The organism is Shewanella sp. S1-58-MNA-CIBAN-0166, from assembly GCF_040310085.1.
Taxonomy (GTDB): domain Bacteria; phylum Pseudomonadota; class Gammaproteobacteria; order Enterobacterales; family Shewanellaceae; genus Shewanella.
Window position 1 is genome coordinate 36,487 of record NZ_JBEOPN010000027.1, and the last position, 15,855, is coordinate 52,341.

Consider the following 15,855-nt stretch of genomic DNA (forward strand, 5'->3'; position numbering starts at 1 on the left):
CTAATATTCCTTATGTTCATCAAACCACGTTGCTAATACTTTCATCGAATCAGGATTTTTCACTGATACAACGAGTAATTCCACATCTGGGTTTAATTTACTTAACTGTGCTTTGGCTTCGTCAATACTAAAGTCAAAGTAAGGAAGTAGGTCAGATTTGGTGATAACCACTAAGTCAGCTCGGCGGAACATCACCGGATACTTCTCAATTTTATCGTCACCTTCAGGCACTGATAACAACACAATATTTTTATGGGTGCCAACATCATAACTGGCAGGACACACAAGATTACCGACGTTCTCAACGAAGCAAATATCAACATCATCTAAATTAATGTGATGCAGTGCACCGTGAACCATAAATGCATCGAGGTGACAGGCAGAGCCAGTTTGAATTTGATAGGCGTTGATACCCTTGGCAATTAAACGGTCGGCATCGCGTGAGGTTTCAAGGTCGCCTTCGATCACGGCATAGCGAGCATCAAGGTATTCATGTAAACATTCTAAAAGACTGGTTTTACCGCTGCCAGGACTACTCATTAGATTAAAGGCGCTGACCTGATGAGCCGCAAAATGATCACGATTATGTTGTGCTTCGACATCATTTTTATCCAATATTTTATGGATAACCGCTAAGGTCTTTTTATCGTTAAGCTGAGGATTACTATGAAGAGTATGGTCATGATCATGGGTAATTGAACAGCCGCAATCTTTACACATGTTATGTTCCTTAACCTTGTTGTTATTCTTATTAACTAGTGTCGGTTAAGTGGATTAAGGATTCTTTGATACACATCAGTTTTTGCAATAAACACTGTGAACAACAGTGTTATTGCGTTAATTATGTGACCAAAGCCACAATTATCTGAAGGTCAACATTGATGTAGCATTGCAGCGTCAGCGATACCGGCTGCTAGCCGGATTATGATAAAAATTAATCTATTCAAGTTACTTACAGTGGTTAAATTGTCATTAGTATTTGATACACCTAAGCCTAAGCCATGTGATGTATGCCATACCACAATTGACCTAATGCAATACCACCGTCATTAATGGGAATATGGCCACTGGGCAAAACTTGCCGTTGGCCACGTTTACAATCATTAATGCACTGGCTTAGTAAGGTTTTGTTTTGAAATACACCACCACAAAATACCTGCGGTAACTGGGGATATTGTTGCCCAATCTTATCCAATTGCTGGCTAATCGCATTGATAAAATGCCAACATATTTGTTGGTTAATTAAAGGGTTATGTGAGATTTCCACAGCACAGTTCACCAACTGAGTGATAAAGTCGCTACTGTGCCATTGAATCGGTTGTGAGTCAGTGTCGCTTATGGTGTTGAGTGTTACAGGTAAAGGTTCAATATTTGACTTGCAATTATAGGCATTGGCTGCCGCTTCAATCATCATTCCCGCTTGGCCTTCGTACTGCGAGCTACCAATAAAGCCTAACGCCACCGCAAGAGCATCAAATAAACGTCCAACGGAACGACATTCAATACAATGGCTATTGTTACGCCATAATTGATACAAATTAGTGACAGTTTTGCTGCCCAAATCGGCTATAGCGGCAATCGGGAGTAAAAGTACTTGTTCAAGCGGCATCTGTTCAAACAATAATGCCAGCAGAATTCTAACCGGGTGTTTAATGGCTTGTTCACCGCCAATGAGCTTAAAGCAACTAAAGTGGGCCACAGTGGTAAAACCGTTAACATCAGCCAGCATCACTTCGCTGCCCCATAATGCACCGTCATCACCTAAGCCTGTGCCATCAAAACTGAATCCTAATACTTGCTCAGTGCGTTGGTGCATCGCCATAACCGACAAAACATGGGCGAAGTGGTGTTGTATGCCAATACAATGAGATGGCAAAAGGTGATGTTCCGATTGGTAATTTTCCGCCCATTGTGTCGGCGCATATTGCGGGTGATTATCATGCACAATATGACTCGGGTTGAAGTCATACAAACGCTTAAACGTCGCTAAGCTTTGGCTAAAATATTGCTCTGCTTCAAGGCTGAATAAATCACCAATGTGCGGTGATACAATCAAATTATCGGCAAAACCAAATGCGACCGTGTTTTTTTGTTGTGCGCCAACAGCCAACACGCTGTTTTGGCTGTTTGATAGCATTGGTGTATGCAAATTAATGGTTAGCGGCGCATAACCGCGAGCCAATCGAATCACTTGCAGTTGCCCGTCAATCACTTGTACCACACTGTCATCACAAGCATTAATAATCGGCCGATTATGGTCGAGTATCCCATCAACTACATGGCTTAAATACTGTTCAATGTCAGCCTGATTACCAATAATGGGTTCATCGCTGCGATTGGCGCTAGTCGCTACAATGGGTTTCTGTAATCGCTGCATCAATAAATGATGTAATGGTGTGTAGGGTAAAAATACTCCAAGGCGATCAATACCCGGCGCTAGCAATGGACTCAGTGTGATCGGCCCATTATTTGATCCATCATCTTTACCATTACCACTGTTATCATTACTAACAACACGTTTGGTCATCAAAGTAATCGGCTTCTCAGGGCTGGTTAACACTTGCCATTCCGTTTCAGTACCGCTGACACATAATTTTGCTTGGGCTAAGTTGGTCACCATTATCGCTAATGGCTTACCGAGGCGTTGTTTACGTTCGCGCAGGGCTGCAACCGCATCGTTATTGGTGGCATCACACACCAAATGAAAACCGCCTAAACCTTTAATGGCGATGATGCCACCACGGTTTATCATTTCAACGGCTTGCTCTAATGCTATTAACATCGATGAATCATAAAGACATTCAGCATGAGCATTGATGACGCTAAAGGTTAACTGTGGGCCACAATGTGGGCAACTGACAGGTTGGGCATGGTAGCGTCGATTCATTGGGTTGGTATAAGCGGCGTGGCAATCTTCGCACATCTCAAAATCAGCCATGGCGGTGTTGCATCGGTCATAAGGCAGGGCGTTAATAATGGTATAGCGCGGACCGCAATTGGTGCAATTAGTAAACGGATATTGATAGTGGCGGTTTTGAGGGTCATTAATGTCGTTAAGACAATCTCGGCAAATACTCATGTCGGCCGAAATAGCCACATTTGCATGCTCGTCAGATGAGGCATGGCTTTCAATAATACTAAATTTGTCAAACAAACTTAATTGAGTTTGATGAGTAACCTCAATGGCATCAATTCGCGCTAATGGCGGCGGGGATTTAGCTAATGTATCGATAAACTGTTCAATCTGTTCGCTATTACCCTGTAAAACAATCGTCACCCCAAGGTGATTATTCAGCACACTACCGAGTAAAGTTAACTGATGTGCCAAACGAAACACAAAGGGGCGAAAACCAACCCCTTGTACAATACCTTTAACAATAATGGTAACTTGCTGTAATGGTTTCATAAGGACTCAATCTCATACAAGGATAAGCAATAACTGATATACCTTAAGATACCTTTTATCCACGTCTTTGTTTGAGATATAGCCCACCAATTGCGATATTAACGCCATCTAAATCCAGTAATGGATTAACCAGCAGCGGAAAGTTTTTACCAATGCGTAATTGCACCCGATCAGTTAACACCGGATTAGCAAATTCGCTTCCTGCAATCACTAATTGTTTTACGCCAATATTTTGATCTAAATGTTCAACCCAATGGCTTAAGTAGTCGGCAAACGAGTCATGAAATGCAAACGCAAGTTTTGCTAAGTTAGTCTCGCCTGCCAACTTGAAACTCATTAACGAGCCCAATGTTTTACACCAATTAAGGCTACGATGTGCGGCACCTTTGGTGAGTGGAAAGTCAATGCGTGGTGCATTGTTGCCATGATGCGCCATCGCTAAAGCAATAAATTTATCGGCAAGTTCGGTTACCGTCACACGTTGAGCGGTTTCTACTGGATAGGCACCAATAATCAGGGTAGCAACAGCCATTAGCTGAGACAATGCACCATCGTTGGCTTGAATGTGCAGGTCCAATAATTGATTATATTCGGCGGGAAATAATTGTTTAAACTTATCTAACAGGCTTTTTTGAGGAGACTCAGACAAACTATGACAAATCTCATAACCTGTTGTCGGCAACGTCGGTAATTGGAAAAATAACTCAGGCTTACTTTGGCTGTCGAGGGTGACAATTTGGCAAGTATTTTGTTGGCTGAAATACAATACCGCAGCATGCTTAACAAATTGTGCTTTATGATGATTTTTATTGGGGTCACAGCGCAGTACCGCGGCATTTAACGCACATAAGCTGGTAGTAATATCGTTAGTGATCGTGCTCGAATCATCTGCTAAAGAGCTTGCTAAAACAGCTGGTACAGCTAACGGTGAAGCTGACTGTGAATTAGAAGATTTAGCACCGTTGTCACTCACTCGCCAATTAATGTCAGTTGTAGAACTTTGAACCGTAAACGTATGCAGATCATCTTGGTAATGATGCTCATCATGCAAACAGGTTACGTTAGTGGGTAACGGTATGGTGCCATTACCTAGGGTGGTAATGGGTAACCATTGTTGATTAACACTGGCCAAACGCAGCGGCTTATTGAGCAAGGCTTCTTGGCTAGTATGCTGGTCAATATCATGAGTGACATGCAACCAATTAATGCCTTTTTGGCGTAACACTTCCGTGAGTATCACTAACAAACGATTTTCAGCAAATTGAATTTCATACAGTGGCGCTAATAAACTGGGGTGATCACTACTTGGTCGTACTCTTAGTAACGGTTTTTCGATGCTAGATAATGCCAACACTTGGCTGTCATTAACAATAAAATGGCTATTTAAAGAATTGGGATTACAGACTAATATTCGCGGCCGTTGATATTTTATTGTTGTGGTTATTGCGGTTATAGGCGCATTGGTCTGTGATGAGTTTATGCGTTGATCATCTGCATTTTGCGATATTGTTGAGGGGAGTATGGTTGAGGGTTGTATGGTTGAGGAGAATATGGCCGCGGGTGGGGTCAACCATAACGTGATCCCAAGAATAGGTAAGGGTAGAGCCTTATGGCTTAGTAGGCGGTTTGCCATCGCGGCGATGTCGGCCTGAGTTAACGATTTTTCATCGCGACTGAGTTTTTCATGTCCCATACAATGATGACATTGCAGATTAATATCACCAAAAGAGGGATGTTGATTATCGCCAAATTGTGGTTGGCAATGCTGACAAAAATACAGCGGTAAACCAGAATAAAGCGGTTTAATCTTAAATGGTTTTCGCTGTCCGCTGTGTTGCTCAATCCGCTGAATGTGAGTGTCAAGTAACCAAACGGATAACAAAAAATCACTGGCAATCTCATCGGCTAATGCTTCAAGTTGCGCTTGCGTAGCAAAGGCCTCAATAAAGTAACGTATTTTACTGGTTTGAGGCTCGGATTCAGCACCAATACTGATATTAAATTCGTTACGCTCCAGGTATTGATTACACAAGTGCTCATATAAGGGCACATGGCGTTGGCATACAAAATCAAATCGAATGTTATGCATCGACATAGCAACCTCGCTTATAGGCGTCAGGAATCACCTCATCAATAGTAATATCAGCCACAATCTGCTGGCTAAACCCTAAGTCGGTCAAATGGGTTAACAGAGCATGTTCCATTAGCGGAATGGCGGCATGTAAATGTGGTGTAAGCCCCAAAGTCATTGGCTCAATCACGGTAGGGGTAACGCCTAATACAAACGTGTGTGGTCTATCACCCACAATGTCCATCATGTTGAGTGTTTGCAGCATTTCCACTTCATGAGCACTGCCTTGCCAATCGATTTCAGCAGGGGCGTGATCAAAATCAAAAAAGTACACTTCACCGGGCTCCACACCAACACTATTAACCGTATCGACCACAATCAAATGGTCGTACTGGCTTATCATCGGAATAAGGCCTTGAGCTAGGGTGCCACCGTCGACAATATCTATGCTGTCAGTTTGGTGGCTGAATTGGTATTTGTCTTTGATATAATTGACAAAATGTACGCCGACTCCTTCATCGGCGTACAATACATTGCCTATACCTAACAGCAATATTTTTTTCACAATTATTCATTCATCCTATTTATGTACTTTGTGATAGTCATAACCAGACACAATAGAATCGACTGAATTATGTTTAAAGCGAATACCAGACCACACCGCCATATACATATGGATCACCACAAAGATGATGAAGGCCCATGTTAAGTAATGATGATAAATCCGCAGTGGCGCTAAACCACCACAGAGGCCGGTTATCCATGCCGATACATCACCGAGCATTCCGCCAATACCTAAATGGTACACATTGGCGTACAGCACTAAACCGGTGATACACATAATCAAGGCGACAAACGAAATGGCCACATAGGTCATAAACTGTAATGGTCCGTAAACGCCGGCTTTGTCTAAACTGCCCATCCAAAAATAGGATTTTATTTGCGATATCCAGCTTCGAGGCGATAGTACATCTTTAAATGATCGTCTTTCATTGTTAATACGACTAAAGAAAAACAAGTAAAAACGCACTAAGGTAATACTGGTTAACAAAAATCCAAAAATGATATGGGCAAAGCGGATCCAACCTTGTACCAATACATCAGTGCTGGCAGGCGCCACTAAAAATGGCCACGAGATATAAAATCCGGTGATCACTAATACCAAAATGGCCAGAGCGCGTAACCAGTGAAATATTCGAATCGCTGGAGTAAATATCAGCTGCCGATTATGGGTTGCAATATGTTCCATACTTTTATCCCTCCTACTCCATTACCTCTGATTAAAACCCATTTGGATCAATTTTAAATTGACCTAGGGTGTGTTTCTTGTAATCCATCACGTGAACGGAACACGCCATACAAGGATCAAAGGAATGAATAATGCGAATGACTTCTAACGGCTTAGTTGGGTCTTCAAGTTTCAAACCAATCAACGAAGCTTCGTATGGGCCCATTTTACCGTTAGCATCCACAGGGCCTGCGTTCCAGGTAGTAGGAACCACAGCTTGGTAGTTTTCGACTTTGGCATCTTTAATCCGGATCCAATGACTTAACATGCCGCGAGGGGCTTCAATCATCGAATAACCTTCGTAAACACGGTCTGGGTCTATTTCAGGTTTAACGTAAGTTGACTGATCCGACTGTATATTCACCAGTAAAGCATCAAAGGTTTGCAAACTGGCCTGGCCAACCAACACCGTTTGCAACATACGTGCAGCAGTACGGCCTAAAGTGGTAAACAATGCTTCAAGAGGCAAACCAGTGCGAGCTAACAAACCATCAACCGCATTGACCACAACTTGATTGCCACGGGCATAGTTAACCAACAAACACGCTAGTGGACCTACTTCAATCGGTTCATCTTGGTAACGCGGAGACTTAACCCACGAGTATTTACCATCGCCATTAATGGTGGGTAATTTGCCATACACAGTGTCGCGCTCAATAAACCCGGTGTAATCAGGAATGGTGGTTCCTTGATATGGATGTTGCGGACCATCAGCTTTATACCAGGCGTGAGTCACATCTTCTTTAATCAAGCTCGGGTCGATATCCAATACATTGGCTAAATCACCGTGTAAAATGACCCCTTGGTTAAATAAGTACTCGCCATCGGTTGTAATAAAATCTTCACCGCACAAGAAACTGTTAACATTTACGCCGCCAAGTACACTGGCTTCTGTACCAAATGCTTCTGCTGCCATCACAATATCGGCTTGGTAAGCTCGCTCAATAAAGTCTTGCACGATAGCGTGCTTTTGTTTCCATTCTTGTAAACGGGCAGGGCTTAACATGTCTCGTACTGAGGTTATGCCGCCCACAACAATAGACTGTGGATGTGGCGATTTGCCGCCAAAAATAGCTAACATTTCAGCTGCCACACGTTGTACTTCAAGTGCTTTTAAATAATGCGATAACGCAATGAGGTTTTGCTCAGGGGTAAAACGATAAGTACCATTACCCCAATAGGCATTGGCAAATGGACCCAGTTTTCCGGTTTCGACCAAGCCTTTCACTCGTGCCTGTACCGCTTTTAATTCACCTTCACCGGCAGCCATCGGTGCATCAGAATAATTCATTGCCACTTTAGCCGCTAAGGCTGGGTCGGCACTTAATGCTGATACCACATCCACCCAATCCAAACCATGTAGATGATAAAAATGCACAATATGATCATGCATGTAGAGTGATGACTGCATTATGCTGCGCAGGTATTTAGCATTAAGTGGGATCTTAACCCCAAGGGCATTTTCAACGGCCTCAGTACCGCAACGATAATGCGAATAGGTACATACGCCACAAATACGCTGCACAATTAAGCCCACATCCATTGGAGTTCGGCCTTTTAAAATAACCTCAATACCTCGCCATAAGGTCGACGAAGACCAAGCCTTGGTAATGACATTATTGTCATCCACTTCAACTTCGACACGTAAATGGCCTTCGATACGGGTGATAGGGTCGATAACGACACGTTTACTCATGATTATTCCTCCAAAGGCTTAGCAAATACGCTAGCAACTGCATGGGCGCCAATACCAACAACGGTAGCGCCTAAAATGACCGCACCAATGGTGTCTGCGGTGGCATCTATGCCATGTAAAAGTTGGCGTCCTAGCGGTTTTTCAAAGTCCGCCATGTCATCCCAAAAATTCGGCTCAGAGCAACCCATACAGCCATGACCCGCTAACACCGGCCAACTGGTGTGATGGTTAAAACGCTCAGTAGGGCAGTTGTTATAGGTATATGGGCCTTTACAGCCGACTTTATAAAGGCAGTAACCTTCTTTAGCACCTTCATCACCAAATTCTTCAACAAACTCACCAGCATCAAAGCGCCCACGACGTTCACAGTTATCATGTACCCGTGCGCCGTAAGCCCATTTAGGACGATTAAACATATCCAGTGCAGGTAACTTACCGAACATAATGAAATACATTAGCGTGCCAACAATGTTCTTTTCGCTCGGAGGGCAACCGCCTAAGTTAATCACAGGTTTATCGACCACTTCGTAAACACCTTTTGCCCCAGTCGGGTTAGGTGCAGCGGCTTGTACACCGCCAAAAGCAGCGCAAGTACCAACGGAGATAATCGCGGCAGCATTTTCCGCTGCTTCCTTAACAATGTGTAAACCCGTATGACCTTTACAACCCACGGTTAAAAAGGTGCCGTTATTGGCGGTAGGGACCGCACCTTCAACGGCCAGCAAATACCGACCTTTGTAGGTTTCAAGAGCGTTTTCTAGGTTCTCTTCTGCTTGCCAGCCAGAGGCTGCCATTAAGGTTTCGTGATATTCAAGCGAGATATGATCGAAAATCAATGTGTCGAGGTTGGGCGTGTCGGTACGAATTAATGACTCAGAACAGCCAGTACATTCGGCTAAATGTAACCAAATTAGCGGTACTCGGTCGGCTAATTCAGCCGCTTCGGCAACCAGATTACTAAAGGGTAGGGGCAAGGCAAACATTGCAGTGACCGACGCGGTCCACTTAATGAAGTCTCGACGAGATATCCCAATGTTGGCCATTTTTTGTTGTAGTGACACGGGCTGACGTTGGGCAAATTGGCGTAAATAATCAAGGCGGTCTTGACCCTGTTTATAAAGGGCTGCATGTGTGTCCATGTTGATACCTTCTGCTTAAGTTAGCTCAGTGGCTAATAATTAGTTGCAATCCATCGGTATCAATATTAAAACTCAGCCAAAAATGGTCTTTGATGTAAATCAACTTGTAAGATATTTCCTTAACATATGTAGGGCTATATCGTCGAATACATGATGTTGATCAAGTTAACAAAAATGAAATCGGACAAATTGTCGCAGATCACCATTTTATTGACGTTATTATTTATAGACTTGCTGATGTTGGCGAGTTAAATCTTGTTCAATCTAGTTGTGTACGGAGCGGATGCTCGTTGGATACTTATCACTAGCCATCTCCGCCACAGGATAACGTCATGGTTAAACGGCTAATAACGGTTCTGCTTATTATGAGTGAACTTGTCATCCGTTTACCGAATACAGAGCAGGGATCATTGATTAAAGAATGCTAATAATGACAACGTACAGCGAAGTAAGCTGGACAAAAAATGCTAATTTATCCATAAGATAAACTCACAATTTGATTAGACACAGCTTTAACTTTGCTTGTTTTTATAACATTATGACAACAAAGATGTGTTTTACTTAAACATCAATGACATTAACTATGACGTTAACAATGACATTAAAAGGATGTTACTCACCCATGAGAGCCACTTATCTATTTTTGTTATGCTCATTGCTCGTGCCGACAGTTGCCAGCGCAAACAACTTACCAAACTTCCTCACTGCAGACTCTGATAAAGAGTACCGTGCAACAATTAATCATTTACGGGGTTTATTACCCAAAAATGGCATTGCAGAAATATTGCCTGGGTTAGCCTCACCGTATGGTGTGCTTGATGTGCATCCAACAAAATTTACCTCTGCAGAGGATAAAAATGATTTTGCTAACTTCAATTTAGGTGTAATGAGTCACGCGATATTTAAAGCCGATCCCCAATTTGTCACCAGTTTGCCCAATAGAGTGCTGTGCAATGAAAAATCATGTCGAGACCAAAGGGTTAAGGCCATCAACATATTGCTGATAGAGCAAGACGTAATCAGTCGTTTTTTTAAGGACAACGTCGATATCACTATTGTTCAGCGCTCAGATGATAATGTATTTAGAGTCAATAACGTATTTTTCACCCCCGCAGGTATTATTCAATATCAACCGTCAGCGGTAGCTGGGTTTGTACCTTCAGCCGATGCCACATATTTTAAAAATGTCACCAATATAGAAGCGTGTAATTTGTGCTCATCACGCTCAGCTAAGGTAAGAGACATTATGGCCAAGCACCACATTGCCGCGATGGTTAAAGAAAGTGACGGCGTAATAAATATTATTTTCGATGGTATCAGTAATAATCATTGGGGAGTTAAGCTAAGCGACAACTCAGATGTTAAGCCAGTAAAAGGGCAGCCAAATGCTTTGGGGTATCGATATGATGATGTTATAGCGATAACACCAACCGTTATTTACTACCAAACTAACTAAAATGATCACCAGCTAAAATATTCACTTCAATATTGCGAATCTCGATACGAAAAAACCATTAATGTCAGCTACATTAATGGTTTTTTCGTGTTTATGAAGGGGCAAATTTACCGAAGTTGACTAAGTGTTTACTGCTACACCAGGTTAGACCTCATACTGTTATGGCCTAATTACCTTGTCTTCTGCTGCTATTGCCAATAGAGTGACGGCCGGAATGTCCGTAATTCAGCACCATGAGTGTGGAAACAAAAACAACGTAGGTAACAAGTTTGATAGATAATATAGCTTTGATCGTCGATTTTTTTCTCGAACACAAATTATTATTAACGGTGTTAATAATAATGCTTATCTCAGTGATAAAACGTTTTATCATTTCAAGTATTCGTGGCGACGTCGCTTTTCTTTCTGATGTGCAACGCAAATGGATGTCACGCACTAAAAATGGCACCTTCATTTTAATACTGGTTATTTTGTTCATGCTTTGGCAATCCGAAGTTAGCAAGTTTGCACTGTCTGTTACCGCCATTGCCATTGCCATAGTGATAGCATCAAAAGAAATTATTCTTTGCTTTACCGGCTCAATACAACGCGCGAGTTCACGTTCATTTGTGATTGGTGATTGGATTGAAGTAGGGAAAATATATGGCGAAGTGATTGAACATAACTTAATGGCCACCGTGATCCAAGAGATCGATCTTGATCAAGGTCAATATCATTACACCGGTAAAACCGCGACATTACCTAACAGTATGTTTTTTACCTATGCGGTGAAAAACCTCAACTTTATGAAACGTTATGTTTACCACAACATAACCATTACCGTGGTCCAGTTTGTTAATCTCTATACACTGTTTCCTGGGTTAACCCGTCAAATAGAACAGCACTGTGAAGACTTTATCGAAGTGGCTAAGCGTTACAACGGTGTGATAGAAAAACATGCTGGTGTCGATTTGCCTGGCAGCGAACCGCATATTCATATCACCAGCGGCATCAACGGCGAGCAAAATGTGCATATCATGATTTTTTGCCCCACCGAACGCGCCATACATTTAGAGCAGTTAATAAGAGAAGACTTTATGATTGCTTACCACGAAAACTTTAGCTAATTCATCTGAAATCGCTCTCTATCGTTCCACATGTTTAGTCCGCACGGCATGATTAATCTCAGTTCAACACTGGGATTAATCATTAACTTCACTGTGTTTTAGCATCAATAACATCAATAACATCAATAACATCAATACAAAGTCTTTGCATGTGTCTATTACTCGTCATCATGACCTTTCAGTAGCGTTTATAGACTCATCTCAGCTTAGTCTCAGCAATTGAGTTACACCTCAGTGTACAAGGCGTTGTGTACCTCCAACCCTATGCATTTGCGTAGCGAATACAACGCCGTGGTTAATAAACCGAAAAATAGGTTATTACAACATTGATATACTCAGCGTTGCAGATGTTGTGATGTTATAGATGTTGTAAATAAGGCTTTTTACGCACTATTTTTTAGAATATTTGATGTAAATAAACAGTGACAATAAAATAACCCCGCCACCAATGAGCTTTTGCATTTCAACTACCTCATCAAGAAAGCTGATAGACAATATTAATGTCCAAATGGGTTCTAAAATCATGATCAGCGAAGCGGTTTCAATTTTAACGCTAAATTGACCGACAGTTTGAAGCAAATAACGCACACTGGTTGCGATAACCGTTGATACCGCAAACCAAAATAGCACATGACCATTTATCTCAAAATGTTCAGGTGAAACCGCAGCCATAATCACGCAACCCACAATGCCCACCATGAATAATTGTACGCAGATGGATGTTAACGGTTTTATATTGGTCAAGACCCGCTTATTCAATACAAAATGCAATGACAGCAGTGCCGATGATAATAAGAAAAACCACTGGCTGTTATCAACTTCCCAGCCAGTTGTGATGGTCAATAACATAATGCCTATACAAGTAATAGGCAGTGATATCCAAAACATGCGGTTAGGTCTTACTTTGAATAATAGCCAAGAAATAAACGGGGCTATAATCATCGCCAGGCTCATGATAAAAGCACCTTCAGACAAAGTACTAGAGATGGTAATCGCGTGAACCCATACTTCAATCGAAGCGGCTAATACCATGCCAACGCCACCAAGCGCGGCAATTTGTTTCAGGCGTAAAAAAAAAATCTGCTGATAACAAAATGGCAATAAAATCAGACTCGCGATTAAGAAGCGAGCAGCAATAAACACCTCTCCAGGCATCTCTAAAATAACAAGTTTGGAGGCTATCCATCCCACAGCCGCAAGCATTGTGGCCAGTAATAAGGATATTTTGCCGCGCAACGCTTCTTGTTTCATCAAACCGTTTGTTCCAGCTGAGGGATGGGAAAAGGGGCAAGGCTCTTGGCAAGTCGCAATGATACGAGAAAACCAAAAAATATGTCGTGATAAATAAATGATGTATACGTATAAAGCGATCCTACCTTACGTCAGAATCGCTCACATATTAACTCAACTAAACAGTGTGATTACTATTAGCTTGGGCTGTATTCGGGGTAATCAGTATACCCGCGTTCAGCACCACCAAATAATGTCTCTGGGTTGTGAGAGGCTAATGGATAGTTATGCTTAATACGGTTTACCAGATCTGGATTGGAGACAAATGGTCGGCCAAAACCAATCATATCCGCTACACCAGCATCAATGGCCTGAGATCCATTTTCGCCGTTGTAACGTCCCGCATAAATAAGCACACCTTTATAAACGTCGCGAACCGTATCTTTAAATACTGTTGGTGTCTCTGGGGCATCATCCCAATCAACTTCAGCCACATGGATATAGACCACATTGAGGCTATTAAGTAATGCAGCCGCGGCAATGTAGGTGTCTATCGGCGTTGCATCAACAGTACCATTTAGCGATGTGAATGGCGCAAGACGAACACCAACACGATCAGCGCCAATGGCTTGCGTCATTGCACCAACCACTTCACCCAGGAAGCGCAGGCGGTTTTCGATACTACCACCATATTCGTCGATGCGATTATTCGCTTCAGAATCTATAAACTGGTTAATTAAATAACCGTTAGCAGCATGCAGTTCTACGCCATCAAAACCGGCTTCAATCGCATTTAACGCTGCTTGACGATATTCGCCAATCACATGTTCAATGTCAGCTTTAGACATTTCACGAGCCACTACCACGTCAACAAAACCGGGTTCGTCGGTACCATTATCCACAAACACTTTTACATTTTGGGCTTTTAGTGCAGAAGACGAAATAGGTTGTTGACCACCGATATTATCAGGGTGAGACACTCGACCAACGTGCCAAAGCTGAGCGAAGATAGTGCCATTTTGTGCATGAACCGCTTTGGTGACCTTCTGCCATCCGGCAATTTGTTCTGCAGAATAAATACCTGGCGTCCACGCGTAGCCTTGGCCCATGACTGATATTTGGGTGCCTTCTGTAATAATAAGACCCGCGGATGCTCGCTGAGCATAATATTCAGCCATCATCTCATTAGCCACATTACCCGGTTGGGTTGAGCGCGAGCGCGTCATTGGTGGCATAACAATACGATTTTTTAAAGAGAGTTTACCGAGCTGTATTGGTTGAAATAGTGCATTGTTCATTCTGTATTCCTCTTTACTTGCTAATTTGGATGAGCTCAATTTGGTATCCATCAGGATCGACGATAAAGGCGATGTGGGTTGAGCCACCTTTTACCGGTCCTGGTTCACGGGTGACGTTGCCACCGCGTGCTTTAATGTCATTACAGGCACTATAAATATCCTCTACACCCAGCGCAATATGACCAAAAGCATTACCATGGTCATACTCATTGGTGTCCCAGTTATAGGTTAATTCAATCGTGGTGCTGTCTGCTTGAGTGCCATAACCCACAAAAACTAAGGTGTAGCGATAGTCTTTGTTTTCGGTTCTTTCTAGCACTTTCATGCCTAGCACATGGGTATAAAACTCAATTGATTTCTCTAGGTCAATGACTCTCAACATAGTGTGTAAAAATTTCATAACTCTCTCTTTAAGCGACATCTTTTAAACGCATCAGCGAACGTGCCCATTCCCGAATAAACAAACGAATAAACAACCGAATAAACAACCGCATAAACAATCGGATAAATTACACAATAAGGCGTGCGTATGAATGATGAATGATGTTCGATAGACGTAATATACAGTGAACAAGGCTAAACAATAAATTATTAAAACTTATCATTTTAATAATAAAACGTTATCAATGGAGGGTTTAACAATTAACGTCCAAAATTTTTTGAACATAATTAACAAATTATTTGCTGGTTATCATGGTGACAATAAACATTATCATGCAAAGCAAACCGAAAGTTGACAATGTGCCCCTCAAATACAAATGAAAACGGTCTGTGATCTCTCTGATTTTTGCAAAAAAGAGGCACGCCTTATCGTCTAAATTTTGCTTAGGCACAGATGTATGAACTGCTTTTTAACCATTAAACCCTGGTGATAGTGCGTTTTTGTTGTTGCAAAGAGTATTACGCCTATAGCATAGGCGCATTAATGACGCAGTGTAGAAATATTTAGGCTCAATAAATATTGGGCAGCATGAAAATAAGATTAACCATTGTTGCGATAATCTTTACCGCTATTTCGATGCCGGTTATGTCACAGACTGTTAACGAAGAAATACCACAAGCCATTCAACCTATGCACGAAACATCTAACCCTATTGCCTTTGAACACTGGCGCCATACTCGTGTGGAATACACTCAATGGCATAAATAATAATGTGCATTGAGG

General features: G+C 42.1%; 13 protein-coding genes. 3 read left to right on the forward strand and 10 right to left on the reverse strand.

The features are described from left to right. The 7 genes from hypB to hyaA form a co-directional block, all read right to left on the reverse strand. A complete protein-coding gene (gene hypB, locus AAEY99_RS15865; protein WP_059743617.1) occupies positions 1-720 on the reverse strand; it encodes a hydrogenase nickel incorporation protein HypB in 720 nt (239 codons plus the stop codon). 274 nt (positions 721-994) lie between these two features. Next, on the reverse strand, positions 995-3,406 hold the full coding sequence (gene hypF / locus AAEY99_RS15870; RefSeq protein WP_351011152.1) for a carbamoyltransferase HypF: 2,412 nt from the start codon (positions 3,404-3,406) through the stop codon (positions 995-997). Between the two features lie 55 nt (positions 3,407-3,461). Next, on the reverse strand, positions 3,462-5,501 hold the full coding sequence (locus tag AAEY99_RS15875) for a NiFe hydrogenase (RefSeq protein ID WP_351011154.1): 2,040 nt from the start codon (positions 5,499-5,501) through the stop codon (positions 3,462-3,464). Next, positions 5,488-6,042 (reverse strand): HyaD/HybD family hydrogenase maturation endopeptidase, encoded by a 555-nt coding sequence (locus AAEY99_RS15880; protein WP_101087100.1) that lies wholly within the window; start codon positions 6,040-6,042, stop codon positions 5,488-5,490. The genes AAEY99_RS15875 and AAEY99_RS15880 overlap by 14 nt, the downstream gene beginning before the upstream one ends. Positions 6,043-6,057: 15 nt before the next feature. Continuing rightward, positions 6,058-6,726: a Ni/Fe-hydrogenase, b-type cytochrome subunit gene (cybH, locus tag AAEY99_RS15885; protein WP_101087101.1), complete on the reverse strand. Its 669-nt coding sequence runs from the start codon at positions 6,724-6,726 to the stop codon at positions 6,058-6,060. A 31-nt stretch (positions 6,727-6,757) separates the two neighbouring features. After that, positions 6,758-8,461: a nickel-dependent hydrogenase large subunit gene (gene hyaB, locus AAEY99_RS15890; RefSeq protein ID WP_351011156.1), complete on the reverse strand. Its 1,704-nt coding sequence runs from the start codon at positions 8,459-8,461 to the stop codon at positions 6,758-6,760. A 2-nt stretch (positions 8,462-8,463) separates the two neighbouring features. Further along, on the reverse strand, positions 8,464-9,600 hold the full coding sequence (gene hyaA / locus AAEY99_RS15895) for a nickel-dependent hydrogenase small subunit (protein WP_101087103.1): 1,137 nt from the start codon (positions 9,598-9,600) through the stop codon (positions 8,464-8,466). 622 nt (positions 9,601-10,222) lie between these two features. On the opposite strand from hyaA, the gene AAEY99_RS15900 reads away from it, so the two are divergent. Together AAEY99_RS15900 and AAEY99_RS15905 are read left to right on the forward strand one after the other, a co-directional pair. Continuing rightward, positions 10,223-11,056, forward strand: a complete 834-nt coding sequence (locus tag AAEY99_RS15900) for a hypothetical protein (protein WP_351011158.1) — start codon at positions 10,223-10,225, stop codon at positions 11,054-11,056. A 341-nt stretch (positions 11,057-11,397) separates the two neighbouring features. Next, on the forward strand, positions 11,398-12,162 hold the full coding sequence (locus AAEY99_RS15905; RefSeq protein WP_409085805.1) for a mechanosensitive ion channel domain-containing protein: 765 nt from the start codon (positions 11,398-11,400) through the stop codon (positions 12,160-12,162). A 390-nt stretch (positions 12,163-12,552) separates the two neighbouring features. Here the strand turns inward: AAEY99_RS15905 and AAEY99_RS15910 are convergent, their stop codons facing one another. The 3 genes from AAEY99_RS15910 to gloA form a co-directional block, all read right to left on the reverse strand. Continuing rightward, positions 12,553-13,413, reverse strand: a complete 861-nt coding sequence (locus tag AAEY99_RS15910; RefSeq protein WP_351011159.1) for a DMT family transporter — start codon at positions 13,411-13,413, stop codon at positions 12,553-12,555. A gap of 176 nt (positions 13,414-13,589) precedes the next feature. Next, a complete protein-coding gene (locus tag AAEY99_RS15915) occupies positions 13,590-14,690 on the reverse strand; it encodes an alkene reductase (RefSeq protein ID WP_192114982.1) in 1,101 nt (366 codons plus the stop codon). A 13-nt stretch (positions 14,691-14,703) separates the two neighbouring features. Continuing rightward, positions 14,704-15,090 carry a lactoylglutathione lyase gene (gene gloA, locus AAEY99_RS15920; RefSeq protein ID WP_101087107.1) on the reverse strand — a complete coding sequence of 129 codons (387 nt, stop codon included), beginning with the start codon at positions 15,088-15,090 and terminating at the stop codon, positions 14,704-14,706. A 570-nt stretch (positions 15,091-15,660) separates the two neighbouring features. Between gloA and AAEY99_RS15925 the strand changes: the two genes are divergently transcribed. Beyond that, positions 15,661-15,840, forward strand: coding sequence for a hypothetical protein (locus AAEY99_RS15925; protein ID WP_351011160.1), 180 nt, complete (start codon positions 15,661-15,663; stop codon positions 15,838-15,840). Positions 15,841-15,855: the final 15 nt, after the last annotated feature.